This window comes from Pseudomonas sp. LBUM1651, from assembly GCF_059716135.1.
Map to the genome: position 1 here is coordinate 2,007,438 of NZ_CP166805.1, position 22,522 is coordinate 2,029,959.

A 22,522-nucleotide genomic window follows, 5' to 3' on the forward strand; every position below is an offset into this window, starting at 1 on the left:
ACCCCCAAAGAGCATCTTAGCCAGATTAGACGAGCGCACCGGATGCAATTTTGGCCTTGCTCCGCTAGCATTAGCCGCTTGTGTTCCTTCGTGGCGACGGTTTTCGATGAGTTATCAGGTTCTTGCACGTAAATGGCGTCCGCGCTCGTTCCGCGAAATGGTCGGCCAGACCCATGTGCTCAAGGCTCTGATCAATGCCTTGGACAGCCAGCGGCTGCACCACGCCTACCTGTTTACCGGGACGCGCGGTGTCGGCAAGACCACCATCGCGCGGATCATCGCCAAATGCCTGAACTGTGAAACAGGTATCACTTCGACGCCCTGTGGCGAGTGTTCGGTGTGCCGTGAGATCGATGAAGGCCGCTTCGTCGACCTGATCGAGATCGACGCCGCGAGCCGGACCAAGGTCGAAGACACCCGCGAGCTGCTCGACAACGTGCAGTACGCCCCGAGCCGCGGGCGCTTCAAGGTCTACCTGATCGACGAAGTGCACATGCTCTCGAGCCATTCCTTCAATGCGCTGCTGAAAACCCTCGAAGAGCCGCCGCCCTACGTCAAATTCATTCTGGCGACGACTGATCCGCAGAAACTTCCTGCAACTATTCTGTCGCGGTGCCTGCAGTTCTCCCTGAAAAACATGACCCCGGAACGCGTGGTCGAGCATTTGACCCACGTACTGGGCGTCGAGAACGTGCCGTTTGAAGACGATGCACTGTGGCTGCTGGGCCGCGCCGCCGATGGTTCGATGCGCGACGCCATGAGCCTGACTGACCAGGCGATTGCCTTCGGTGAGGGCAAAGTCATGGCCGCCGACGTGCGGGCAATGCTCGGGACGCTTGATCACGGTCAGGTTTACGACGTTCTGCATGCGCTGATCGAAGGCGACGCCAAGGCGTTGCTCGAAGCCGTCCGTCATCTGGCCGAACAAGGCCCGGACTGGAACGGCGTGCTCTCGGAAATTCTTAACGTGCTGCACCGTGTCGCCATCGCCCAGGCCTTGCCTGAAGGTGTCGACAATGGTCACGGCGACCGTGATCGGGTGTTGGCGCTGGCCCAGGCCTTGCCGGCCGAAGACGTGCAGTTCTACTACCAGATGGGCCTGATCGGCCGCCGCGATTTGCCGCTGGCGCCGGACCCTCGCGGTGGTTTTGAAATGGTCTTGCTGCGAATGCTGGCGTTCCGGCCCGCAGACACCGAAGACGCGCCGAGGCAACCGCTAAAGCCAGTGGGGATCAGCCAGGCCACAGTTGATTCCGCAAACTCAGTGGCTGCCGCGCCGGTTGTCGCGCCGGTAGTCGCTGCGGCAGTTGCACCGGTCGCTGCGGTTGTTGCTCCAGTTCCTGCTCCAGTTCCCGCACCAGAGCCTGAGCTGGTCGCGCCCGTTGTCGTGCCTGAACCGGTTGTCGTGCCCGAGCCAGTCGCGGTTGAAGCCGTCGTCGATCTGCCATGGAACGACCCGGTAGAGCCCGAAGTCGTTCAGCAGCCAGCCGTCGAGCCGGTGCTGGAAACAGCCAGCGAACAACCCGAATTGCCCCCAATGCCGTTGCCGACGCCTGACAGCGTTGTGCCGGACGCGCCGGAGTGGGCCGCTGCGCCAATCCCGGAACCGTCCGTCGCCGATGTCGACGCCGCTACACCGGGTATCGACCCCGACGACGAGCCGCCGCTGGATGAGGATTACATCGAGCCGGACATGGATTCGGCTTACAGCTACCTCGATGAACTGGCGAGTGAACATACCGCCGAGCCAGCGCCGGAGCCCGAGCCTGAGCCGGCGGCCATGCCCGCTACCGGTCTGGCCCTGCAATGGCTGGAGCTGTTCCCGAAACTGCCGATTTCCGGCATGACCGGCAGCATCGCCGCCAACTGCACGCTGATCTCCGTGGAGGGCGACCATTGGCTGATGCACCTGGATCCGGCCCACAGCGCCTTGTTCAACGCGACCCAGCAGCGTCGTCTCAACGATGCGTTGAACCAGTTTCACGGGCGCACGCTGACCCTGAGCATGGAGCTGATCAAGCCCGAGCAGGAGACCCCGGCCCAGGCCGCGTTCCGGCGCCGCGCAAACCGTCAGCGCGAGGCCGAGGAGTCGATCCACGGTGATCCGTTCATCCAGCAAATGATGCAGCAGTTCGGTGCGGTGGTCCGTAACGATACTATTGAACCTGTCGAAGCCCTGGCCAGTCAGGGCTAATAACTGAAGGCGTTCGGCCGCATGGGCCGGACGCTGTTTTTATCCAAGTACTTTGAGGTGATTCCCATGATGAAAGGTGGCATGGCCGGCCTGATGAAGCAGGCGCAGCAGATGCAGGAAAAAATGGCCAAGATGCAGGAAGAACTGGCCAACGCCGAAGTCACCGGCAAGGCCGGTGGCGATATGGTCACCGTGGTGATGACCGGTCGTCACGACGTCAAGCGCGTGACCATCGACCCAAGCCTGGTCGAAGGCCTGAGCGAAGACGACAAGGAAATGCTGGAGGCCGTGTTCGCCGCCGCCGTCAACGACGCCGTGCGCAAGATCGAAGCCAACAGCCAGGACAAAATGTCCGGCATGACCGCTGGCATGCAATTGCCACCGGGCATGAAACTGCCATTCTGATTCGCCAAGGCGCGTCGGATGAGCTACTAAATAAAAATGCCAGGCATTGCGCCTGGCATTTTTGTTTCTGTCTGTTGGAGATGTAGTGTTTATGAGGGCCCTTTCGCGAGCAGGCTCGCTCCCACAGGTTGATCGCATTCCAATGTGGGAGCGAGCCTGCTCGCGAAGAAGTCAACTCGGTCCTTGAGCAGAAACATCGAACACCCTACCGCCACAAAGGTCTGCTCCCCTATACCGCCGAATTCATCGTTCAAAGGAGACGCTCGCATGCCAGAAGCATTGACCCTCAACCAACGAATCGTCCTGGCGTCCCGCCCGGTTGGCGCGCCGACACCAGAGAATTTCCGCCTGGAACGGGAAGCGCTGCCGGACCTGGCCGACGGTCAGGTGTTGCTCAAGACCCTGTTTCTGTCACTGGACCCCTACATGCGCGGTCGCATGAGTGATGCTCCGTCCTACGCGGCGCCGGTGGAAATCGACGAGGTGATGACCGGTGGTGCTGTCAGCCGGGTCGAGCGTTCGCTGAATCCCAAGTTTCATGAAGGTGATCTGGTCGTCGGCGCTACCGGGTGGCAGAGCCACAGCATCAGCGACGGTCGCAACATCATTCCGGTGCCGTCCGGGCTGCCGAGCCCGTCGATGGCGCTGGGCGTGCTTGGCATGCCCGGGATGACCGCCTACATGGGATTGATGGACATCGGCCAGCCCACATCCGGCGAAACCCTGGTGGTCGCTGCGGCGTCCGGCGCTGTGGGGTCGGTGGTCGGCCAGGTGGCGAAGATCAAGGGCCTGCGGGTGGTCGGTGTGGCGGGCGGCGCGGACAAGTGCCGTTATGTGGTGGATGAATTGGGCTTCGATGCCTGCATCGATCATAAGAGCCCGAATTTCGCCGAAGAACTGGCACTGGCGTGTCCCCAGGGCATCGACATCTATTACGAAAACGTGGGGGGCAAAGTCTTCGATGCGGTACTGCCGCTGCTCAACCCCAAGGCGCGGATTCCTCTGTGCGGCCTGATCGCTACCTACAACGCCTACGAGGCACCCACCGGCCCGGATCGCCTGCCGCAATTGCAGCGCACGTTGCTGACCAAGCGTGTGCGGATTCAGGGCTTCATCGTGTTCGATGACTACGGTGACCGTCAGCCGGAGTTTGTCAGCGCCATGGCGCCGTGGGTGCGTGATGGCAAGGTGAAATTCCGCGAAGACGTAGTCGAGGGTCTGGAGAATGCACCCGAGGCGTTCATCGGTCTGCTGGAAGGACGCAACTTCGGCAAACTGGTGGTGAGGGTCGCACAGAACTGAATAATTGACGCTCATTCGAGGCGCGGGTATAAACCGCGTCTCGTTGTTTTGTCGGACGTTTCCCCATGAGCTTCAGCCCTTTGATTCGCCAACTGATCGATGCCCTGCGAATTTTGCCAGGTGTGGGTCAGAAAACTGCCCAGCGCATGGCATTGCAGCTGCTCGAGCGTGATCGCAGCGGTGGCTCGCGCCTGGCGTCGGCGTTGAGCCAGGCCATGGAAGGGGTGGGTCACTGCCGTTTGTGCCGCACGCTGACCGAAGACGACCTGTGCCCGCAATGCGCCGATACCCGTCGCGACGACACCTTGCTGTGCGTGGTGGAAGGGCCGATGGATGTCTACGCGGTGGAGCAGACCGGTTTTCGTGGTCGCTACTTTGTGCTCAAGGGCCATCTTTCGCCGCTCGACGGGCTCGGGCCGGAAGCCATCGGAATTCCGCAGTTGCTGGCGCGGATCGAAGAGGCGGGCACGTTTACCGAAGTCATCCTCGCGACCAACCCGACGGTCGAAGGTGAAGCCACGGCGCACTACATCGCCCAGTTGCTCAGCAACAAAGGCCTGATCGCGTCGCGCATTGCCCACGGCGTGCCGTTGGGTGGCGAGCTGGAGCTGGTGGATGGCGGGACGTTGGCGCATTCGTTTGCCGGACGTAAACCAATAGCGCTGTAGTGCTTGACCCGGCGCCTTCGCGAGCAGGCTCGCTCCCACACTGGATTTACGGTGCATACGAAATCCCTGTGGGAGCGAGCCTGCTCGCGAAGGGCGCGCCTCGGTTTGCCTGATTAACACAATCCTGTTGAAAACCAAGCAAGCGCTCGGTTAACTTCGCTGAACCCCTCAGTGGAGTTCGCCGATGCCTGCTTTTCAGGAATACTTCGACCCCAGCCACCAATTGGTCCGTGACAGCGTCAGACGTTTCGTCGAGCGCGAGATTCTTCCGGACATCGACCAGTGGGAAGAAGCTGAAAGCTTTCCCCGCGAGCTCTACCTCAAGGCCGGTGCGGCAGGGATTCTCGGGATCGGTTACCCCGAAGCCCTGGGCGGTAGCCACGAAGGTGATCTGTTCGCCAAAATCGTCGCCAGCGAAGAGTTGATGCGCTGCGGCTCCGGCGGGTTGGTGGCGGGGCTCGGCTCGCTGGACATCGGATTGCCGCCAATCCTCAAATGGGCCAGGCCCGACGTTCGAGATCGCGTCGTGCCGTCCGTGCTGGCCGGCGAGAAGATCAGCGCCCTGGCCGTGACGGAGCCCAGCGGTGGCTCCGATGTGGCCAACCTGCAAACCCGCGCCGTACGCGACGGTGATGTCTACCGGGTCAGCGGCAGCAAAACCTTTATCACCAGTGGCGTGCGCGCGGATTACTACACCGTCGCGGTGCGTACCGGCGCGCCCGGATTCGGTGGCATCAGCCTGTTGCTGGTCGAGAAGGGCACGCCGGGTTTCACCGTAGGCCGCCAGTTGAAGAAAATGGGTTGGTGGGCGTCGGACACTGCCGAGTTGTTCTTCGATGATTGCCGTGTGCCTGCAGGCAATCTGATCGGCGCCGAGAACATGGGCTTCGCCTGCATCATGGGCAACTTCCAGAGTGAACGCCTGGCCTTGGCGCTGATGGCCAACATGACCGCGCAACTGGCGCTGGAGGAAAGCCTGAAGTGGGCGCGTCAGCGCGAGGCGTTCGGTAAACCGATTGGCAAGTTTCAGGTGCTTAAACACCGCCTCGCCGAAATGGCTACCGCGTTGGAGGTGTCACGGGAGTTCACTTACCGTCAGGCGGCGAAAATGGCGGTGGGGCAGAGTGTGATCAAGGAGATTTCCATGGCCAAGAATTTTGCCACCGACACGGCTGACCGGATCACCACCGATGCGGTGCAGATGCTGGGGGGCTTGGGTTACATGCGTGAAAGTCTGGTTGAGCGGCTTTATCGGGACAATCGGATTCTGTCGATCGGTGGCGGGACGCGGGAAGTGATGAACGAGATCATCAGCAAGCAGATGGGGCTTTGAGATTTGCAGTGTTGCAGCTATCGCCATCGCGAGCAGGCTTGCTCCCACAGGGGATGTGTGAACGACGCAGATCCAATGTGGGAGCGAGCCTGCTCGCGATGAGGCCTGTGCAGACGCCGCCTTACTTATCGGTCAGAGCAAACTGCGTCAGGCAGAAAGTAGGAATCCCCATATCCTCCAGCCGCTGCGACCCACCCAGTTCCGGCAGATCAATGATCGCCGCCGCTTCATGCACCCGCGCACCCATGCGCCGAATCAGGTTCGCCGCCGCAATCAGCGTGCCGCCGGTGGCGATCAAATCATCGAACATCACCACCGAATCGCCTTCGCAAAGACTGTCGGCGTGCACTTCAAGGAGGGCTTCGCCGTACTCGGTCGCATAACCCTCGGCCAGCACGTCGGCCGGCAGTTTGCCTTGCTTGCGGAACAGCACCAGCGGCTTGTTCAACTGATAGGCCAGCACCGAACCGATCAGGAAACCACGGGCATCCATGGCGCCGATGTGGGTGAAGTCAGCCTCGACGTAACGGTGGGCAAAGCTGTCCATCACCAGGCGCAGGGCTGTGGGCGACTGGAACAGCGGGGTGATGTCGCGAAAGATGACACCCGGTTTCGGGAAGTCGATCACAGGGCGGATCAGGGATTTGATGTCGAAGGAGTCGAAGACCATCGTCGAGTTGTCCTGGCAGGCTGCAAACGTCGCAGTATACCGGCGGCTGAACCGTTTCGCTCAGCCGCCATCGTCGGAATCAACCTTCGATCGAGCCACCGGCCAGGGCGCAGAGCTGGATCGGGTCAAGGATATGGATTTCCTTGCCTTCGGCGGCGATCAGTTCGTTCTGCTGGAAGCGCGTGAACACCCGTGACACGGTTTCCACCGCCAGGCCCAGGTAGTTGCCGATTTCGTTGCGCGACATGCTCAGGCGGAACTGATTGGCCGAGAAGCCGCGAGCGCGGAAGCGCGCCGACAGGTTGACCAGGAACGTAGCAATGCGCTCGTCGGCGGTTTTTTTCGACAGCAGCAACATCATTTGTTGATCGTCGCGGATTTCGCGGCTCATCACGCGCATCAGCTGACGGCGTAGTTGCGGCAGTTGCAGCGCCAGTTCGTCGAGGCGTTCGAACGGAATTTCACAGACCGAGGTGGTTTCCAGTGCCTGCGCCGAGACCGGATGTTTTTCCGTGTCCATGCCCGACAGCCCGACCAGTTCGCTCGGCAAATGGAAGCCGGTGAGCTGTTCTTCACCGCCATCGCTGAGGCTGAAGGTTTTCAGGGCGCCAGAGCGTACGGCATAAACGGAATCGAAAACGTCGCCCTGGCGGAACAGGAATTCGCCCTTTTTCAACGGGCGGCCACGTTTAACGATCTCGTCCAGCGCATCCATGTCTTCCAGATTCAGAGAAAGTGGCAGGCAGAGGGGAGCCAGGCTGCAATCCTTGCAATGGGCCTGGTTATGAGCGCGCAGCTTTACTGGCTCGGACATTTCTTAAATCCTTGTGGGAAAACACACATAAGACGTAAGGGTAACTCACGGGGAGACAATCAGGCCAGCGCTGTGCCGTTTTGTCACATCGCGGTAAAGGGGCGATGAACCGTCAGATCACTCGCGAGAACCGCTGGCGGTTCTGTTGATCCAGGTAGGCATCGAACACCATGCACACCGAACGCACCAGCAATCGTCCGGCGGGCAGTACGTTGATCCGGTCATTGTTCAGTTCGATCAGCCCGTCCTCGGCCATGCTCTGCAACTGCGGCCACAACTCGCCGAAGTAACCGCGAAAGTCGATGTTGAAGGCCTGCTCGATCTCGGCGAATTCAACGTTGAAGCTGCAAATCAACTGCTGAATCACCGCCCGCCGCACGCGGTCATCGGCGTTGCACAGCAGGCCGCGGTTGGTCGCCAGTTGCGTGGAGGCCAGGGCATTCTGGTACTGGTTCAGGTCGTTGCTGTTCTGGCAGTACAGGTCGCCGATCTGGCTGATGGCCGAGACGCCCAGTCCGATCAGATCGCAATGACCGTGGGTGGTGTAGCCCTGGAAATTGCGTTGCAGGGTCGATTCTTCCTGGGCAATCGCCAGTTCATCGTCGGGCAGGGCGAAGTGGTCCATGCCGATGTAGCGATAGCCGGCGGCGGTCAGTTGTTCGATGGTGCGCTGGAGCATCTCCAGTTTCTGCGCCGGCGTCGGCAGCTCGTCGCTGTTGATTCGCCGTTGCGGCATGAAGCGCTCCGGCAAGTGCGCGTAGTTGAACACCGACAGCCGGTCCGGTTGCAGGTTGATCACTTCGTCGACCGTGCGGGCAAAGTTCTCGGGCGTCTGCCTTGGCAAACCGTAGATCAGGTCAATGTTGATTGAACGGAATTGGAGGGTCCGCGCGGCGTCGATCACCGCCCGGGTTTCTTCCAGGCTTTGCAGGCGATTCACCGCCCGTTGTACGGCCGGGTCGAGGTCTTGCAAACCGATACTGACGCGATTGAAACCCAGTTCACGGAGCAGGCCCATGGTCGACCAGTCGGCTTCGCGCGGGTCGATCTCGATGCCGTAGTCGCCGGTGTCGTCGTCCAGCAAATTGAAGCTTTTGCGCAACTGGGCCATTAGCTGGCGCAATTCGTCATGGCTGAGAAAGGTTGGCGTGCCGCCGCCGAAGTGCAGTTGCTCGACCTTCTGCGCCGGGTCGAGGTGGCAGGCGATCAGCTGGATTTCCTGCTCCAGGCGTTGCAGGTAGGGCAGGGCACGGCCGCGATCCTTGGTGATGACTTTGTTGCAGGCGCAGTAGTAGCAAATGTTCGCGCAGAACGGCACGTGCACATACAGCGACAACGGGCGCAGGGCCTTGCGGCTTTCGCGCAGCGCATGAAACAGGTCGAAGGTGCCGACATGACCGTCGAACTGCACGGCGGTCGGGTAGGAGGTGTAGCGCGGTCCCGCCAGGTCATAACGGCGGATCAGATCGGTGTCCCAACGAATGGCGTCGAGCATCATGCGGGCATTCCCCCGGATAGGCTGGCAGTGTCGGCAAGTCTATGGGGTGTGGCGTTGGGGCATCTTGATTTGCATCAACGGTCAGGATTTGTATGGTCAGTTCGGGCCCGCGAACGGCGCGCCGCCGATCTAATGCCCCATGAGCCAATGCTGATGCGGCCCGGGCAAGGTCCAGATGCCGAACAACATCACCAGCAGTCCTCCGGCCATGCGTACGCTGCGTTTGCGCAACAGCGCCGTGACGCGCTCGGCCGCCAGCCCGGTGGCGAGCAACACCGGCCAGGTGCCGAGGCCGAACGCGAGCATCAGCAATGCACTGTCCAGCGCATTACCCTGGCTCGCCGACCACAGCAGCGTGCTGTAAACCAGCCCGCATGGCAGCCAGCCCCAGAGTGCGCCCAGCAGCAATGCGCGGGGCAAGCTCGACACCGGCAGCAATGTGTTCGCCACCGGCTGGATGTGCCGCCACAGACCGCGACCGACGCTTTCGATGCGGGTCAGGCCGCTCCACCAGCCGGCGAGATAAAGCCCCATGGCAACCAGCAGCAACCCGGCGAGGATGCGCATGAACATCGCCGCCGGGCTGTTCGCCACCGCCCAGCCCGCCAGGCCGATCAGCAGACCTGCAGTGGCGTAGCTGAGAATTCGCCCGAGGTTGTAGGCCAGCAGCAATCGAAAGCGTCGGCTGCGCTGTTCCTTGGGAATCGCCAGGGTCAACGCGCCCATCAAGCCGCCGCACATGCCCAGGCAATGACCGCCGCCGAGCAGGCCGAGGATCACCGCAGACACCAGCAGTGGCGCCAACTCAAACATGCGGGGGCGCCTTGTCGTCCGGTTTGACCGGATGGCCGCTGGCTTCGTCGACCGCAGCGGTGTGATTCGGATCCTGGTCGTCGAACAGGATGCTGTGGGCCGGGCCGTCGAGGTCGTCGTACTGACCGCTGTCGACCGCCCAGAAGAAGATGTAGACCGCGATGGCCACGATCAGCAGCGCGGCCGGGATCATCACGTAGAGAGCTGGCATGGGAAGGCTCCATGCCCGCGCGGCTCAGGCCGGCAGCGGGCGGGTTTCTGGCGTGGCGCTGGCGGCCGGCGCGCTCGGCAGGCGAGTCAGGCGCAGGGCGTTCAGCACCACGGTCAACGAACTGATCGACATGCCGACCGCGGCCCACACCGGCGTGATCCAGCCGAGGGCGGCGAACGGCAACATGAGGCCATTGTACAGCCCGGCCCACAGCAGGTTCTCGATGATTACCCGACGGGTGCGCCGGGCGAGGTTGAAGGCTTGCACCAGCGCGTCGAGACGGTTGGACAGCAGCACGGCGTCGGCACTGGTTTTCGCCAGATCGGTGGCCGAACCCATGGCGACGCTGATGTCGGCGGCCGCCAGCACCGGTACATCGTTGACCCCGTCACCGAGCATCAACACCTTGCGACCTTCCTTGTGCAGCTGTTGCAGGACCTGCAACTTGTCGTCCGGACGCAAGCCGCCTCGGGCCTCGTCGATGCCCAGTTCCGCGGCGACGCTGGCGACCATCGGCGAGGTGTCGCCGGACAGCAGCAACGTGCGCCAGCCGCGCGCCTTGCAGGCTTCCAATAATGCGGGCGCATCGACGCGCAAACGGTCGTCGAGGACGAACCACGCCAGCGGTCCCTGACGGTCGCCAAGCAGCAGCCATTGGCCCGCTTCATCGGGCATCAACGGTACGGCGGCGTCACTGAGTTTACAGACAAAACCCGGTTGACCGATGCGCAGGCGTTGCTCACCGACCACACCTTCCAGGCCCAGCCCCGGTGTGCTGTGGACTTCCTCGGCGGCCAGCGGCGCGCGGCCAAACGCGCGGGCGATAGGGTGCTCGGAACGGTTTTCGAGGGCGGCGGCGAGGCTCAGGCATTGATCGCTGTCGAGTGCGCCGAGCGGGCGGATCGAACGCAGCGCCAGGCGCCCTTCAGTGAGGGTCCCGGTCTTGTCGAAGATCACCGTGTCGATCTGGTTCAGGCCTTCCAGTACATGGCCGCGTGTCAACAAAAGACCAAGCTTGTGCAGCGTGCCGGTGGCGGCGGTGAGGGCGGTCGGCGTGGCGAGGGACAAGGCGCACGGGCAGGTCGCGACGAGCATCGCCAGGACAATCCAGAAGGCGCGCGATGAGTCCAGCTCCCACCAAAGCAGGCCAATGCAGGCGGATGCGATGAGCGTCAGCAGCAGGAACCATTGCGCGGCGCGGTCGGCGATCTCTGCCAGTCGGGGCTTGTCGGCCTGAGCGCGGTCCAGCAGGCGGACGATGGCGGACAGCCGGGTGTCCTGGCCGAGGGCGAGGACTTCCACGGTCAGCGCGCCTTCGACGTTCAGTGTGCCAGCGGTGACAGCATCACCGAGCGTTCGCGGTTGCGGCAGGTACTCGCCGGTCAGCAGGGATTCGTCGATGCTCGACTGGCCGTCGAGGATCTTGCCGTCGGCCGGCAGGATCGCGCCGGGATGCACCAGTACTTGATCGCCGACGCGCAGTTCGCTGAGCAGGATCCGCTCGCTCTGGCCCTCAGTACTCAGGCGCAGGCATGAGGCGGGCAGCAGATTGACGAGTTGTGCCGTAGCGGCGGCGGTGCGTTCCCGGGCGCGCCGCTCCAGATAACGCCCGGCGAGCAGGAACAGCGCAAACATGCCGACGGCATCGAAATACAGCTCGCCGACCCCGGTGATCGAGGTCCAGATCCCGGCGATGTAGGCACTACCAATCGCCAGCGACACCGAAACGTCCATGGTCAGGTGGCGGGTGCGCAGATCGCGCATCGCGCCTTTGAAGAACGGCGCACAGCTGTAGAACACGATTGGTGTGGTGAGGAACAGCGCGACCCAGCGCAGGATGGTGTGCAGCTCGGGGCTGAGGTCGATGTTGAATTCCGGCCAGGTGGCCATGGTCGCCATCATCGCCTGGAACCACAGCAGCCCGGCGACGCCGAGTTGGCGCAGGGCCAGGCGGTTTTCGCTGGCCAGTTGTTCGCTGGCGCGGTCGGCCTGATAGGGGTGTGCGGCGTAGCCGATGTGGCGTAACTCGCCGAGCACCTGGCTCAGCGGCAATTGAGCGTCGACCCAGCGCACGTGCAAGCGATGGTTGGACAGGTTCAGCCGCGCTTCCGCCACCGCCGGCAAGCCGCGCAGGTGCTTCTCGATCAGCCAGCCGCACGCCGCGCAGCTGATGCCTTCCATCAACAGGGTGGTTTCGGCGAGCTCACCGTCGTGGCGCACGAACGGCTTTTGCACGTCGGCGCGGTCGTACAGCGCCAACTCGTCCACCAACTGCACCGGCAACGATTCGGGGTTGGCCGAGGCTTCGCTTCGATGCTGGTAATAGCTTTCCAGCCCACCCGCGACAATCGCTTCGGCCACGGCCTGGCAACCCGGGCAGCAGAACTCGCGGGTGTCACCGAGGACGGCAGCGGTGAAGCGGCTGCCGGCCGGGACGGGCAGGGCGCAGTGGTAGCAGGGGGTTGGGGTGGTCATGATTTTGGATCTATGTCGTCTGAAAGGGCCTCTTCGCGAGCAGGCTCGCTCCCACAGTGGATCGCGGTCACCTGTGGGGGCGAGCCTGCTCGCGAATGCGCGAAGCGCAGCTTTTTACTTTTTCAGGTCTTCAGCGCCTTGCAGCGGTTCGTCACCCAGCAGCAGATCCTTGTCATGGCTGACCAGTTCTTCTTCGAACATGCGCCAGATGTGGTCGTCCTGAGTGCCCAGCAGTTCGACAAAGCGACGGCCATCGACCTTGTCGCTCAACTGACCGATGTAGCGGCCCTGTTCGGTTTCACTGCGGGCGAGGGTGATCTTGCGATCCTTCTCGGGCTGCGTTGGCGAGATCAGGTTCAGCTCCAGGGTTTTCGGCTGGCTGTTGCCGCTCAGGCGCAAGTCGACTTCACCGGTCACGTCATCCAGGTGCACGCTGGCGCGCAGGAGCAGGGTCTGTGCCAGCAGCTCGCGGTCGAGCGAACGGTTGATGCCTTTGCCGGCCTCGTAATAGTTGTCGTTGACCAGGTTGTCCGGGTTGTTCACCGCGATCGTCACCATGGACAAGGTCAGTGTCACCGAACAGGCGAGGATGGCGATGATGATCCACGGCCAAAGGTGCTTGTACCAGGGACTTGCGGCGTTTGCTGCGGGCATGATCACTTCTCTCAACGAATTTGTGGGCCGATGAACCGGCTCTTGGCTTCAACGTGGATGCTCTCGTCATCGGCATCCTTGAGGATGAATTTCACCTCGTTGGTGCTCGATGGCAGTTTTTCCGGAGCAATGGACAGTTCGACCGGCTGGCTGAAAATCTCGCCGGCGGCGACCTTGATCTCGCGTTTGCCTTGCAGCTTCAGGTCCGGCAGGCCGGCGGCTTCCAGCACGTACGTGTGGTCGCGCTGATCCTTGTTCATGATCTTCAGGCTGTAGACGTTTTCGATCCGCCCTTCGGCGTTCTCGCGGTACAGCACGCGGTCCTTGCTGACGTCGAAACCCACCAGCGAACGCATGAAGAACGCCCCCGCCAGCAACGCCATCATTGCCAGCAACACCGCCGCGTAGCCGATCAGCCGCGGGCGCAGTTTATGGGTTTTTTGCCCGGACAGGTTGTGCTCGGTGGTGTAGCTGATCAGGCCGCGCGGGTAATCCATCTTGTCCATGATGCTGTCGCAGGCGTCGATGCAGGCGGCGCAACCGATGCACTCGATTTGCAGGCCGTCGCGGATGTCGATGCCGGTCGGGCAGACCTGGACGCACATGGTGCAGTCGATGCAATCGCCCAGACCCTGAGCCTTGTAGTCGATGCCTTTCTTGCGCGGGCCGCGGCTTTCACCGCGACGCGGATCGTAGGAAACGATCAGCGTGTCCTTGTCGAACATCACACTCTGGAAGCGCGCATACGGGCACATGTAAATGCACACCTGCTCGCGCAACCAGCCGGCGTTGCCGTACGTGGCAAGAGTGAAGAAACCGACCCAGAAATACGACCAGCCATCGGCCTCGCCGGTGAAGAAGTCGAGGGTCAGCTCGCGGATCGGTGAGAAGTAGCCGATGAACGTCATGCCGGTGACGAAGCCGATCAACAGCCACATCGCGTGCTTGCTGAGTTTGCGCAGGAATTTGTTGGCGCTCATCGGCGCCTTGTCGAGCTTGATGCGCTGGTTGCGGTCGCCTTCGGTGACCTTTTCGCACCACATGAAAATCCACGTCCACACGCTCTGCGGGCAGGTATAGCCGCACCAGACGCGACCGGCGTACACGGTAATGAAAAACAGGCCGAAGGCGCTGACGATGAGAATGCCCGAAAGCAGGATGAAGTCCTGGGGCCAGAAGGTGGCGCCAAAAATAAAGAATTTGCGCTCCGGCAGGTTCCACCAGACGGCTTGATGACCGCCCCAGTTCAGCCACACCGTGCCGAAATACAACAGAAACAAAAAGGCCCCGCCCATCATCCGCAAGTTGCGGAACAGGCCGGTGAAGGCGCGGGTGTAGATCTTTTCTCGAGAGGCGTAGAGGTCGACGCTGTTGTTCGCGTTTTTGGCAGGCGGGGTAACGTCGTGTACCGGAATCTGGTTGCTCATCGGTTGCATCCCACGGCAGTGGAAAAATGCCTCGGTCAGTACATGCCGACCGCGGTCAAAAAGAGGTGTTGCAGTGGCGCAATGATACGCCTCTAGCTCTAGCGCAAGGGTGCGACCTTTGGTCACGTTGGTGGAAATCAATCGACGGTGTAATGACTTGAATCAATTGACTGGTGAAATTATGGACGGTTTTGCTGGTGTCGGCGTTCAATCGCCCCAGGGATTGATCAGCGTAACGCCGCTGGATTGGAAGTCGTTGGTGTTGCGCGTGACTACGGTAAGGCCGTGAACCAGTGCGGTTGCTGCGATCCAGGCGTTGCTTTCGCTGGCAAGGTTCGGGGCATGCAAACTGGCACAGCGCAGCGCCACGGCGGCATCAACCGGCAGAACTCTGCCATCGAAGGCCGGCATGACGTGGCGCTTCAGCCAGGTACGCATGACCTTTCCCTGCGCGGGGTCACGACGCTCTATGCGCAAAACGTTCATCTCCAGTTCCTGCAATGTAATAGCCGAAATAAACATACGAGGTGCGATGACACTTTTGGCCCAGGCGACGACGTTGGCATCGGCCTGGGGTTTGCGCAGTTCAGAAATCACGTTGGTGTCGAGTAGAAACATCAGGACAGATCCACGGGTCGGTGAATGATCACGGCACGCTCGGTTTCGAATTCGATGTCTGCCGCTTCCGGCATCACCAGCAGGTCGACGATGCTGGCGTTAATGCCGGTCAGTTTTTGGTAGTCCTCAATGCTTAGCAGTACGTGAGCCGGCTTGCCACGGTCGGTGATGATAACCGGCCCCTGACGCGTGGCTTTTTTGGCACTACTTGTGTCCTGATTGAATTCGCGGCTGGAGATGGTGGTGATGGCCATCATGGTTGCCCTCCTGAAAGCGGTGATGTAGAAACGTTACTACCTGATCCTGGGTGCGGCAAGCCGAATACACGAGGATGGTCGAACCGCTCGTCGCTGCAGTGACGAAGGTCGGCGCCAACGGTTTGTATGCTGGCGCCGATCAGCCGGTTACTTGACCGGGACCGTGTGAGTCGCGACAGGGTTGCGCCAGTCATTGCCCGCGACGACGTTCACCGTCAGTTGCGTCCTGTCGGCAGAGAAAGTGGCAAACAACCAGCTTTGCTGAACCGCCGAACCGCTCATGAATAACGGGATGTCGCCATAGATGTAGTTGCTTGACTCATATTTCCCGCTTTGTTTGTGCGCATTCGCGGAAAACACGGCGGTCACACCGTAGTCCTCGATCATCTTGGTAAACCGGAAAATCTCGGTTTCCCTGACCGGCCAGTGAAACGGCTGATGCAAGTTCAGCAAAATGATTTTGCCTTGCGCCCGCGCCCGTTGCAGATCGCGTTCGAGCCAGTCGAGAGATGCCGTGATTTCATAGGCGGTTGTCTGGAAAAACGAACCGGTGGAAAAGTTGACGTTGTAAGTGGGTTCGTTGTGCAACTGCACAAGGTGAACGTCGCCGTAATCCCGAGAGTAAGCCAGGCTGCCGTACCAGGTTTTCGTCAGGCCGGAAGCCCTCGCCGCGAGGTCCATGTTGGCGACTTTTCCCCAGTACCGATCCTTCAGGTCGTCAACGCTTCCAGCAGCGCAACTTGCGCAGTTAGCGACGTTGAAGTCGTAGTCGTGATTGCCCAGGCCGTAGTCATAGAGGTTGCTGAGTTTGTTCTGCAAAACCGTGTTGATGTAAGCGCGTTCACCGGGTTGTCCCGACGCGGTCATGTTGCCGTTGATCATGACGGGAACGGCAGAGGCGCCTCCCGACTGTTTGCGAAAGTCAGCGATGCTGGTGTACTGCGCATCGATCAACCACCGTGAACGCTCTTCCTTGTTTGAGGTGGATTGCGCTTCGCCTTTATCGGACTGTTCACTGGAAGGGAACTTCGGACTCGACGCAAATATGAGGTGGCGCGGGGTACGTTCATTGGCATTCAAATGAACCATGGGGCCGCAAGTGAGTGTTAACAGAATTATGCATTTCAAGCTGTAATATTTCATGGGAGTCCATTTCAAGTAACAAGAGTGTATTTGTGGTTTTGTATGGGTTGGTATATTTAGTTCTGCAGGAGTCGAACAATTATTAATATGAAGGGAAATGGATTTCGATGGAGATTAATAGAAAGTGTAATGTGTTGCTGTGTCTTGCGGTTATGTTGTCTCTGCCACTGGTGCCGGGTATTTCAATGGCGCAAACGCCGCAGCACATGGTGTTTGTCTCTGATCCGCAATACCCCTGGACTGATCTGACGGATCTCGATATTTCCGATCCCAATAAAGAGGCGCGGTCGAAAGAGTTGATCGGGCTGCAGTATTCCGATATTGCAAGCTTTCGGAAACTGAACGGCGGCGCATCCCGTATACCAGTGATGATCAATGGCGATATAACGGCTTATGGACACGGCGGTGAGCGCTCATACATGAAGTCAGTGCTCGACGATAAACTGGAAGGGCTTTATGACTACGGATTGGGTAATCACGACTACGCAAATAATGTGAATGACTGCTTTTTAAATAATTGTGCGGCCGGCAGTATCAATGATTTCAAGGATCGCTATTGGGGCAAGGTTGAATCCATGGATCTGGCGGCAAAGGGCCAAGGGTTCGGGAAGGCTTATTACGGAAGTCTCGCCTATTCGAAGAGTTTCGGTGAGGTGCACATGGTTCAATTGAATAACGAGCCGACCTACTCAGTGCGTTTTTCTTCCGGTAATCCGTTTGCACCAACAGACTTTGAGATTTCGCCCGCACTTGATTGGCTGGAGCAGGATTTAAAGAGCGCTCGGGAACGAGGCAAGATCATTATCCTGAACCTGCATAAAGCCTCCGAGTGGGATGGGAGCGACGATCAGCAGTCCAGATTTCAACGAATGATCGAGCAGTACAAGGTGACGGCCATTTTCGGCGGGCATGACCACTGGAAGGCAGGGCGATATTTCGACTGGAATATGGATCAGCGCTTTGGGACGGTCCCGGTCTTTTTAAGCGGGTCTGCTTCTCAACAGACCTACCTGATTGCCAGTTTTTCCCGCGACAGGCAGTCGCTGACAGTCAGCATCGTTCAGCGCAGTAACTGGCCAAGCCGTGAAGTCGCTGAGGTGATTCCTGTCCTCCGATAGGCCGAAATGAAAACGGCCCCGCCATTTCAAATGGCGGGGCCGTTTTTTGTTGCTTCAGGCGTTTGCCTTACTGGGCGTCTTCCGCCGCAGCCTTCTCACCGTGAGACAGGCTGTAGACGTAAGCGGCCAGCAGGTGAACCTTGTCGTTACCTTGCAGCTGCTCTTGCGCAGGCATCTGGCCCTGACGGCCGTAACGGATGGTCTGCTGCAGTTGAGCGAAGCTCGAACCGTAAATGAACGCCGCCGGGTGGGTCAGGTCAGGTGCGCCCATCGCTGGCGTACCTTTGCCGGCCGGACCGTGGCACGCCACGCAGTTGGCGGCGAACAGTTTCTGCCCGGCAGCCGGGTCAGCCTTGGTGCCTTCCGGCAGCTTGCGGCCATCGAGGTTGGTCAGGACGAACGCAGCAACGTCCGCCACGCCTTGCTCGCCGATCACTTCAGCCCACGCCGGCATGACCGCATGACGGCCACCCATGATGGTGGTCTTGATGGTTTCCGCTTCGCCGCCCCAACGCCAGTCGGCGTCGGTCAGGTTCGGGAAGCCGTAGGCACCCTTGGCGTCGGAACCGTGGCAGACCGAGCAGTTGGAGGCGAACAAACGGCCACCCATCTTCAGGGCTTGCGGGTCCTTGGCGACTTCCTCGATTGGCATGGAAGCGAATTTGGCGAAGATCGGGCCGAACCTGGCGTCCGACTTGGCCATTTCCTTTTCCCACTCGTGAACGCCGGTCCAGCCGGTCTGGCCGTTGGCGAATGCGGTCTGCTTCTCGTTATCGAGGTAGTTGTAACCTGGCAGCAGGCCTTTCCAGTTGCCCAGGCCCGGGTACAGCACCAGGTAGCCCAGGGCGAAGATGATGGTGCCCACGAACAGCATGAACCACCATTTCGGCAGCGGGTTGTCGTACTCCTCGATCCCGTCGAAAGAGTGGCCAACCGTCTCTTCGGTGGCTTCGCTGCGCTGACCCCTGCGGGTGGACAGCAGCAGCCAGGTCAGGGCGAAGATGGTGCCGAGACTGAGGACTGTGACGTACAGACTCCAGAACGTAGTCATTCTTTGTTACTCCTAGAAGCTTGCTCGACGTGCTTGATGGCTTCGGGATCATCCGCGAAAGGCAGCAAGGTCGCGTCTTCAAACTCCGACTTGCGCTTGGGGCTGAACACCCACAGCGCCAGACCGATGAAGGCCACCATCACGACAACGGTGCCCAGGCCACGAATCATCCCGATATCCATCTAAATCACCGTTTGCTTTTGATGATGGTGCCCAGGCCTTGCAGATAGGCCACCAGCGCGTCCATTTCGGTTTTGCCCTTCACAGCATCCTTGGCGCCGGCGATGTCTTCGTCGGTGTAAGGGACGCCGAGCGTGCGCAAGACTTCCATTTTCTTGGCGGTGTCTTTGCCGTCGAGCTTGTTTTCCACGAGGAACGGGTAGGCCGGCATTTTCGACTCGGGCACTACGTTGCGGGGGTTGTACAAATGCGCACGCTGCCAGTCATCGGAGTAACGACCGCCGACACGGGCCAGGTCCGGACCGGTACGTTTGGAACCCCACAGGAAGGGGTGGTCCCAGACGCTTTCACCGGCGACCGAGTAGTGGCCGTAACGTTCGGTTTCAGCACGGAACGGGCGGATCATCTGCGAGTGGCAGCCGACACAACCGTTGGCGATGTAGATGTCGCGGCCTTCCAGTTCAAGGGCGGTGCGCGGCTTCATGCCTTCGACCGGCTTGTTGGTGACGTCCTGGAAAAACAGCGGAACGATCTGGGTCAGGCCGCCGACGCTGACGGCGATAACCATGAAGAAGGCCAGCAGGCCAATATTCTTCTCGACTGCTTCATGCTTCATCAGTGAGCTCCAACTACAGCGATCTGTTCAGCAGCTTTGGCTTCAGCCGGGTTCGAGGCACGTACGGTACGCCATACGTTGTAGGCCATGAACAGCATGCCGCTGGCGAAGAACGCACCGCCCAGGGCGCGAACGATGAAACCAGGGTGGCTGGCTTGCAGTGCTTCGACGAACGAGTAGGTGAGGGTGCCGTCGTCGTTGATTGCACGCCACATCAGACCCTGGGTGATGCCGTTGACCCACATCGAAGCGATGTACAGAACGGTACCGATGGTCGCGAGCCAGAAGTGCGCGTTGATCAGCCCGATGCTGTGCATCTGCGCGCGACCGAACAGTTTCGGGATCATGTGGTAGATCGCGCCGATCGAGATCATCGCTACCCAGCCCAAGGCACCGGCGTGTACGTGGCCGATGGTCCAGTCGGTGTAGTGCGAGAGCGAGTTGACGGTCTTGATGGCCATCATCGGGCCTTCGAAGGTCGACATGCCGTAGAACGCCAGCGATACCACCAGGAAGCGCAGGATCGGGTCGGTGCGCAACTTATGCCAGGCGCCCGACAGGGTCATCATGCCGTTGATCATGCCGCCCCAGCTCGGAGCCAGCAGGATGATCGACATCGCCATGCCCAGGGACTGAGCCCAGTCCGGCAATGCGGTGTAGTGCAAGTGGTGCGGACCGGCCCAGATGTACAGGGTGATCAGCGCCCAGAAGTGCACGATCGACAGACGATAGGAGTAGATCGGACGCTCGGCCTGTTTCGGAACGAAGTAGTACATCATCCCCAGGAAGCCGGTGGTCAGGAAGAAACCGACCGCGTTGTGGCCGTACCACCACTGGATCATCGCGTCAGTCGCACCGGCGTAGGCCGAGTAGGACTTGAAGAAGCTGACCGGCAGGGAGGCATGGTTGACGATGTGCAGCATCGCGGTGACAACGATGAAGGCACCGTAGAACCAGTTACCCACATAGATGTGCTTGGTTTTGCGCTTGGTGATGGTGCCGAAGAACACCAGACCGTAAGTAACCCAGACGATGGCCAGCAGAATAGCCAGGGGCCATTCCAGTTCCGCGTATTCCTTGGTGGTGGTGTAACCCAGCGGCAAGGTAACGATCGCGCCGACGATCACCGCTTGCCAACCCCAGAAGGTGAAGGCGGCGAGGCTGTCGGAAATCAGTCGCGTTTGGCAGGTTCGCTGCACGACGTAATAAGAAGTGGCAAACAGAGCACAACCACCGAAGGCGAAAATCACCAGGTTGGTGTGCAACGGGCGTAAGCGTCCAAACGTCGTCCACGGCAGACCGAAGTTCAATTCCGGCCATACAAGCTGTGAGGCGATGAAGACACCAAGCCCCATGCCAAGGATCCCCCAGACCACCGTCATGATGGCGAACTGGCGGACTACCTTATAGTTATAAGCAGTCGGACTGATTGCTGTGCTCATTCTAAGGTTCCACGGTTTGGGTGTTTTATTAGGAGTAAAAATCGGCCGCAAGTATGGAGAAAGCGGGGGGTCATTGCAACGCGCCATGACCTGGGTCAATGCTTTCAAAAGCTGATTCTGCGGCCTTTCCATGCGCCGCGTAAGGACAAAATCGCCCTCGGACAAATGTCGCATCGAACGAAAATGGAGAGGGGGTCAGGTCAGTTGTAACTGGGTGTGTTCAAACGCAACGATCGGGTGACCGATGGCAATTGGCACGACAGCCGGTATCTACCAGCCTTTGCGGCCTGTCATCGAATAGATTCGTCGAACACATCGGGTTGGGTCGACCTGGAACCGGCTCATGCCAGTCCGCATCGGAGCAAGCTTAGTCCCGAATCCGGGGAATCGAAAGGGGCACTAACGGAGGGTGCGACAATGGGTCGCAAAGGGACAGGGAACTGCCGCATCCGGGGAAAATGCGGCAGCAGAGTGGTCAAGAATTATTCGCTTTTGCCTTCCGCCTGCAAACGCTCTGTATTCAGACCGTGGGACAGGCTGTACACATAAGCGGCCAACAATTGCACTTTATCGTTGCCGAGCAATTCGTTCTGCGCCGGCATTTGGCCCTGGCGGCCATGACGAATCGTTTGTTCAAGCTGCGTGAGGCCTGTTCCATAGATGAACCCGGCCGGTTGCGTCAGGTTCGGCGCGCCCATGGCTTCAGTGCCGTGGCCGTTTGCCCCATGACAGGCGATGCACAGGGTGCTGAACGCTTGCTGTCCGGCTTTCAGGTCGGCACTGCTGTCGGCCGGCAAGGGCAGGCCCGCCAGTTCATGACGCACATACGCGGCAACGTTTTTCACGCCGGCATCACCAAGGATTTCACCCCACGCCGGCATCGCGGCCATGCGACCGCCCATGATCGTTGTCTTGATCATTTCCGCGTCGCCGCCCCAGCGCCAGTTGCTGTCGGCCAGGTTCGGGAAGCCGAAAGCGCCCTTGGCGTCCGAACCGTGGCACACCGAGCAGTTCGACGCGAACAGACGACCGCCCATTTTCAGCGCTTGCGGGTCCTTGGCCACTTCTTCCACCGGCATGGCGGCGAATTTGGCGAAGATAGGTCCGAACTTCGCGTCCGATTTGGCCATTTCCTTTTCCCATTCGTGCACGCCGGTCCAGCCGTTCTCGTAACCCGGCAGGATGCCTTTCCAGTTGCCCAGGCCCGGATACAGGACCAGATAGCCCACGGCGAATACCAGCGTGCCGGCAAACAGCATGAACCACCACTGCGGCAGCGGATTGTCGTACTCCTCGATGCCGTCGAAGCTGTGGCCCATGGTCTGGTCGACGCTGCCCTTGGTTTCGCCCTTGCGGGTGCCGATCAGCAGCCAGGTCAGGCCGATCAGGCTGCCGATGGTCAGTACGCAGATCCACGTACTCCAGAAAGTGGTCATGACCGGGTACTCCTTGTTTCGGGTTCTTGGGTGGCGTCATCGGATAGGGGGTCATCGGCGAACGGCAGCAAACGCGCTTCGGCGAATTCCGGACTGCGCTTGCTGTTGAACACCCACAACGTCAGGCCGACGAAGGCCACGAACACCACGACCGTGCCAAGGCCGCGAATCATTCCACCGCTCATTTCAAAGACCAT

General features: G+C 60.2%; 23 protein-coding genes. 6 read left to right on the forward strand and 17 right to left on the reverse strand.

The annotated features are described in order from the left end of the window. Positions 1-106: 106 nt before the first annotated feature. The 5 genes from dnaX (at position 107) to ACA066_RS09250 (ending at position 5,902) form a co-directional block, all read left to right on the forward strand. Positions 107-2,194, forward strand: a complete 2,088-nt coding sequence (gene dnaX / locus ACA066_RS09230) for a DNA polymerase III subunit gamma/tau (RefSeq protein WP_497698959.1) — start codon at positions 107-109, stop codon at positions 2,192-2,194. Between the two features lie 66 nt (positions 2,195-2,260). Beyond that, complete coding sequence (locus ACA066_RS09235) at positions 2,261-2,599, forward strand: YbaB/EbfC family nucleoid-associated protein (protein ID WP_008028561.1); 339 nt, start codon at positions 2,261-2,263, stop codon at positions 2,597-2,599. A gap of 267 nt (positions 2,600-2,866) precedes the next feature. Continuing rightward, the gene (gene curA / locus ACA066_RS09240) at positions 2,867-3,901 is read left to right on the forward strand and encodes an NADPH-dependent curcumin/dihydrocurcumin reductase (protein ID WP_497698960.1); all 1,035 of its coding nucleotides are present in this window, start codon (positions 2,867-2,869) and stop codon (positions 3,899-3,901) included. A 65-nt stretch (positions 3,902-3,966) separates the two neighbouring features. Beyond that, positions 3,967-4,569 carry a recombination mediator RecR gene (gene recR, locus ACA066_RS09245; RefSeq protein WP_214381918.1) on the forward strand — a complete coding sequence of 201 codons (603 nt, stop codon included), beginning with the start codon at positions 3,967-3,969 and terminating at the stop codon, positions 4,567-4,569. Between the two features lie 184 nt (positions 4,570-4,753). Further along, positions 4,754-5,902, forward strand: coding sequence for an acyl-CoA dehydrogenase family protein (locus tag ACA066_RS09250; RefSeq protein ID WP_497698961.1), 1,149 nt, complete (start codon positions 4,754-4,756; stop codon positions 5,900-5,902). Positions 5,903-6,023: 121 nt separating this feature from the next. Here ACA066_RS09250 and ACA066_RS09255 read toward each other — a convergent pair whose 3' ends face one another. The 11 genes from ACA066_RS09255 to ACA066_RS09305 form a co-directional block, all read right to left on the reverse strand. Continuing rightward, on the reverse strand, positions 6,024-6,572 hold the full coding sequence (locus ACA066_RS09255; protein ID WP_221733278.1) for an adenine phosphoribosyltransferase: 549 nt from the start codon (positions 6,570-6,572) through the stop codon (positions 6,024-6,026). Positions 6,573-6,651: 79 nt separating this feature from the next. Then, entirely contained in the window at positions 6,652-7,386 is a 735-nt protein-coding gene (gene fnr / locus ACA066_RS09260; RefSeq protein ID WP_008028550.1) for a fumarate/nitrate reduction transcriptional regulator Fnr, read from the reverse strand. 112 nt (positions 7,387-7,498) lie between these two features. Beyond that, positions 7,499-8,881, reverse strand: a complete 1,383-nt coding sequence (gene hemN, locus ACA066_RS09265) for an oxygen-independent coproporphyrinogen III oxidase (RefSeq protein WP_497699837.1) — start codon at positions 8,879-8,881, stop codon at positions 7,499-7,501. A gap of 132 nt (positions 8,882-9,013) precedes the next feature. Beyond that, positions 9,014-9,697, reverse strand: coding sequence for a sulfite exporter TauE/SafE family protein (locus ACA066_RS09270; RefSeq protein ID WP_497698962.1), 684 nt, complete (start codon positions 9,695-9,697; stop codon positions 9,014-9,016). After that, positions 9,690-9,908 (reverse strand): cbb3-type cytochrome oxidase assembly protein CcoS, encoded by a 219-nt coding sequence (ccoS, locus tag ACA066_RS09275; protein ID WP_017337529.1) that lies wholly within the window; start codon positions 9,906-9,908, stop codon positions 9,690-9,692. Before ccoS ends, ACA066_RS09270 begins: the two co-directional genes overlap by 8 nt. A 24-nt stretch (positions 9,909-9,932) precedes the next feature. Continuing rightward, complete coding sequence (locus ACA066_RS09280; protein ID WP_497698963.1) at positions 9,933-12,383, reverse strand: heavy metal translocating P-type ATPase; 2,451 nt, start codon at positions 12,381-12,383, stop codon at positions 9,933-9,935. A 114-nt stretch (positions 12,384-12,497) separates the two neighbouring features. Further along, the gene (locus ACA066_RS09285; protein ID WP_214381930.1) at positions 12,498-13,037 is read right to left on the reverse strand and encodes a FixH family protein; all 540 of its coding nucleotides are present in this window, start codon (positions 13,035-13,037) and stop codon (positions 12,498-12,500) included. 11 nt (positions 13,038-13,048) lie between these two features. Further along, on the reverse strand, positions 13,049-14,464 hold the full coding sequence (gene ccoG, locus ACA066_RS09290) for a cytochrome c oxidase accessory protein CcoG (RefSeq protein WP_497698964.1): 1,416 nt from the start codon (positions 14,462-14,464) through the stop codon (positions 13,049-13,051). Between the two features lie 207 nt (positions 14,465-14,671). Then, the gene (locus ACA066_RS09295; RefSeq protein WP_497698965.1) at positions 14,672-15,082 is read right to left on the reverse strand and encodes a type II toxin-antitoxin system VapC family toxin; all 411 of its coding nucleotides are present in this window, start codon (positions 15,080-15,082) and stop codon (positions 14,672-14,674) included. Beyond that, positions 15,082-15,336 carry a type II toxin-antitoxin system Phd/YefM family antitoxin gene (locus ACA066_RS09300; protein WP_033055887.1) on the reverse strand — a complete coding sequence of 85 codons (255 nt, stop codon included), beginning with the start codon at positions 15,334-15,336 and terminating at the stop codon, positions 15,082-15,084. Before ACA066_RS09300 ends, ACA066_RS09295 begins: the two co-directional genes overlap by 1 nt. A 150-nt stretch (positions 15,337-15,486) precedes the next feature. Then, on the reverse strand, positions 15,487-16,428 hold the full coding sequence (locus tag ACA066_RS09305; protein WP_497698966.1) for a metallophosphoesterase family protein: 942 nt from the start codon (positions 16,426-16,428) through the stop codon (positions 15,487-15,489). 161 nt (positions 16,429-16,589) lie between these two features. Between ACA066_RS09305 and ACA066_RS09310 the strand changes: the two genes are divergently transcribed. Next, entirely contained in the window at positions 16,590-17,600 is a 1,011-nt protein-coding gene (locus ACA066_RS09310; protein ID WP_497698967.1) for a metallophosphoesterase family protein, read from the forward strand. Between the two features lie 67 nt (positions 17,601-17,667). Here ACA066_RS09310 and ccoP (ACA066_RS09315) read toward each other — a convergent pair whose 3' ends face one another. From ccoP (ACA066_RS09315) to ACA066_RS09340, 6 genes are all read right to left on the reverse strand, one after another. Next, on the reverse strand, positions 17,668-18,651 hold the full coding sequence (gene ccoP, locus ACA066_RS09315; RefSeq protein WP_497698968.1) for a cytochrome-c oxidase, cbb3-type subunit III: 984 nt from the start codon (positions 18,649-18,651) through the stop codon (positions 17,668-17,670). Beyond that, entirely contained in the window at positions 18,648-18,833 is a 186-nt protein-coding gene (locus ACA066_RS09320) for a CcoQ/FixQ family Cbb3-type cytochrome c oxidase assembly chaperone (protein WP_003175465.1), read from the reverse strand. Before ACA066_RS09320 ends, ccoP (ACA066_RS09315) begins: the two co-directional genes overlap by 4 nt. Positions 18,834-18,838: 5 nt before the next feature. Beyond that, the gene (ccoO, locus tag ACA066_RS09325) at positions 18,839-19,447 is read right to left on the reverse strand and encodes a cytochrome-c oxidase, cbb3-type subunit II (RefSeq protein ID WP_010456412.1); all 609 of its coding nucleotides are present in this window, start codon (positions 19,445-19,447) and stop codon (positions 18,839-18,841) included. Then, positions 19,447-20,889: a cytochrome-c oxidase, cbb3-type subunit I gene (gene ccoN / locus ACA066_RS09330; protein WP_497698969.1), complete on the reverse strand. Its 1,443-nt coding sequence runs from the start codon at positions 20,887-20,889 to the stop codon at positions 19,447-19,449. Before ccoN ends, ccoO begins: the two co-directional genes overlap by 1 nt. A gap of 482 nt (positions 20,890-21,371) precedes the next feature. Then, positions 21,372-22,325: a cytochrome-c oxidase, cbb3-type subunit III gene (gene ccoP / locus ACA066_RS09335; protein WP_497698970.1), complete on the reverse strand. Its 954-nt coding sequence runs from the start codon at positions 22,323-22,325 to the stop codon at positions 21,372-21,374. Beyond that, the gene (locus ACA066_RS09340) at positions 22,322-22,522 is read right to left on the reverse strand and encodes a cbb3-type cytochrome oxidase subunit 3 (RefSeq protein ID WP_497698971.1); all 201 of its coding nucleotides are present in this window, start codon (positions 22,520-22,522) and stop codon (positions 22,322-22,324) included. Before ACA066_RS09340 ends, ccoP (ACA066_RS09335) begins: the two co-directional genes overlap by 4 nt.

Excerpts from the sequence above, each read along its gene's own strand:
- ACA066_RS09250 (WP_497698961.1), top strand. The coding sequence starts at position 4,754 with ATGCCTGCTTTTCAGGAATACTTCGACCCCAGCCACCAATTGGTCCGT.
- ccoN (WP_497698969.1), bottom strand. The coding sequence starts at position 20,889 with ATGAGCACAGCAATCAGTCCGACTGCTTATAACTATAAGGTAGTCCGC.
- ccoP (WP_497698968.1), bottom strand. The coding sequence starts at position 18,651 with ATGACTACGTTCTGGAGTCTGTACGTCACAGTCCTCAGTCTCGGCACC.
- ACA066_RS09310 (WP_497698967.1), top strand. The coding sequence starts at position 16,590 with ATGGAGATTAATAGAAAGTGTAATGTGTTGCTGTGTCTTGCGGTTATG.
- ACA066_RS09255 (WP_221733278.1), bottom strand. The coding sequence starts at position 6,572 with ATGGTCTTCGACTCCTTCGACATCAAATCCCTGATCCGCCCTGTGATC.
- ACA066_RS09340 (WP_497698971.1), bottom strand. The coding sequence starts at position 22,522 with ATGGTCTTTGAAATGAGCGGTGGAATGATTCGCGGCCTTGGCACGGTC.
- fnr (WP_008028550.1), bottom strand. The coding sequence starts at position 7,386 with ATGTCCGAGCCAGTAAAGCTGCGCGCTCATAACCAGGCCCATTGCAAG.
- hemN (WP_497699837.1), bottom strand. The coding sequence starts at position 8,881 with ATGCTCGACGCCATTCGTTGGGACACCGATCTGATCCGCCGTTATGAC.
- ACA066_RS09295 (WP_497698965.1), bottom strand. The coding sequence starts at position 15,082 with ATGTTTCTACTCGACACCAACGTGATTTCTGAACTGCGCAAACCCCAG.
- ccoS (WP_017337529.1), bottom strand. The coding sequence starts at position 9,908 with ATGCCAGCTCTCTACGTGATGATCCCGGCCGCGCTGCTGATCGTGGCC.
- ccoO (WP_010456412.1), bottom strand. The coding sequence starts at position 19,447 with ATGAAGCATGAAGCAGTCGAGAAGAATATTGGCCTGCTGGCCTTCTTC.
- ccoP (WP_497698970.1), bottom strand. The coding sequence starts at position 22,325 with ATGACCACTTTCTGGAGTACGTGGATCTGCGTACTGACCATCGGCAGC.
- ACA066_RS09280 (WP_497698963.1), bottom strand. The coding sequence starts at position 12,383 with ATGACCACCCCAACCCCCTGCTACCACTGCGCCCTGCCCGTCCCGGCC.
- ACA066_RS09320 (WP_003175465.1), bottom strand. The coding sequence starts at position 18,833 with ATGGATATCGGGATGATTCGTGGCCTGGGCACCGTTGTCGTGATGGTG.
- ccoG (WP_497698964.1), bottom strand. The coding sequence starts at position 14,464 with ATGAGCAACCAGATTCCGGTACACGACGTTACCCCGCCTGCCAAAAAC.
- recR (WP_214381918.1), top strand. The coding sequence starts at position 3,967 with ATGAGCTTCAGCCCTTTGATTCGCCAACTGATCGATGCCCTGCGAATT.
- ACA066_RS09235 (WP_008028561.1), top strand. The coding sequence starts at position 2,261 with ATGATGAAAGGTGGCATGGCCGGCCTGATGAAGCAGGCGCAGCAGATG.
- ACA066_RS09270 (WP_497698962.1), bottom strand. The coding sequence starts at position 9,697 with ATGTTTGAGTTGGCGCCACTGCTGGTGTCTGCGGTGATCCTCGGCCTG.
- ACA066_RS09285 (WP_214381930.1), bottom strand. The coding sequence starts at position 13,037 with ATGCCCGCAGCAAACGCCGCAAGTCCCTGGTACAAGCACCTTTGGCCG.
- curA (WP_497698960.1), top strand. The coding sequence starts at position 2,867 with ATGCCAGAAGCATTGACCCTCAACCAACGAATCGTCCTGGCGTCCCGC.
- ACA066_RS09305 (WP_497698966.1), bottom strand. The coding sequence starts at position 16,428 with ATGGTTCATTTGAATGCCAATGAACGTACCCCGCGCCACCTCATATTT.
- ACA066_RS09300 (WP_033055887.1), bottom strand. The coding sequence starts at position 15,336 with ATGGCCATCACCACCATCTCCAGCCGCGAATTCAATCAGGACACAAGT.
- dnaX (WP_497698959.1), top strand. The coding sequence starts at position 107 with ATGAGTTATCAGGTTCTTGCACGTAAATGGCGTCCGCGCTCGTTCCGC.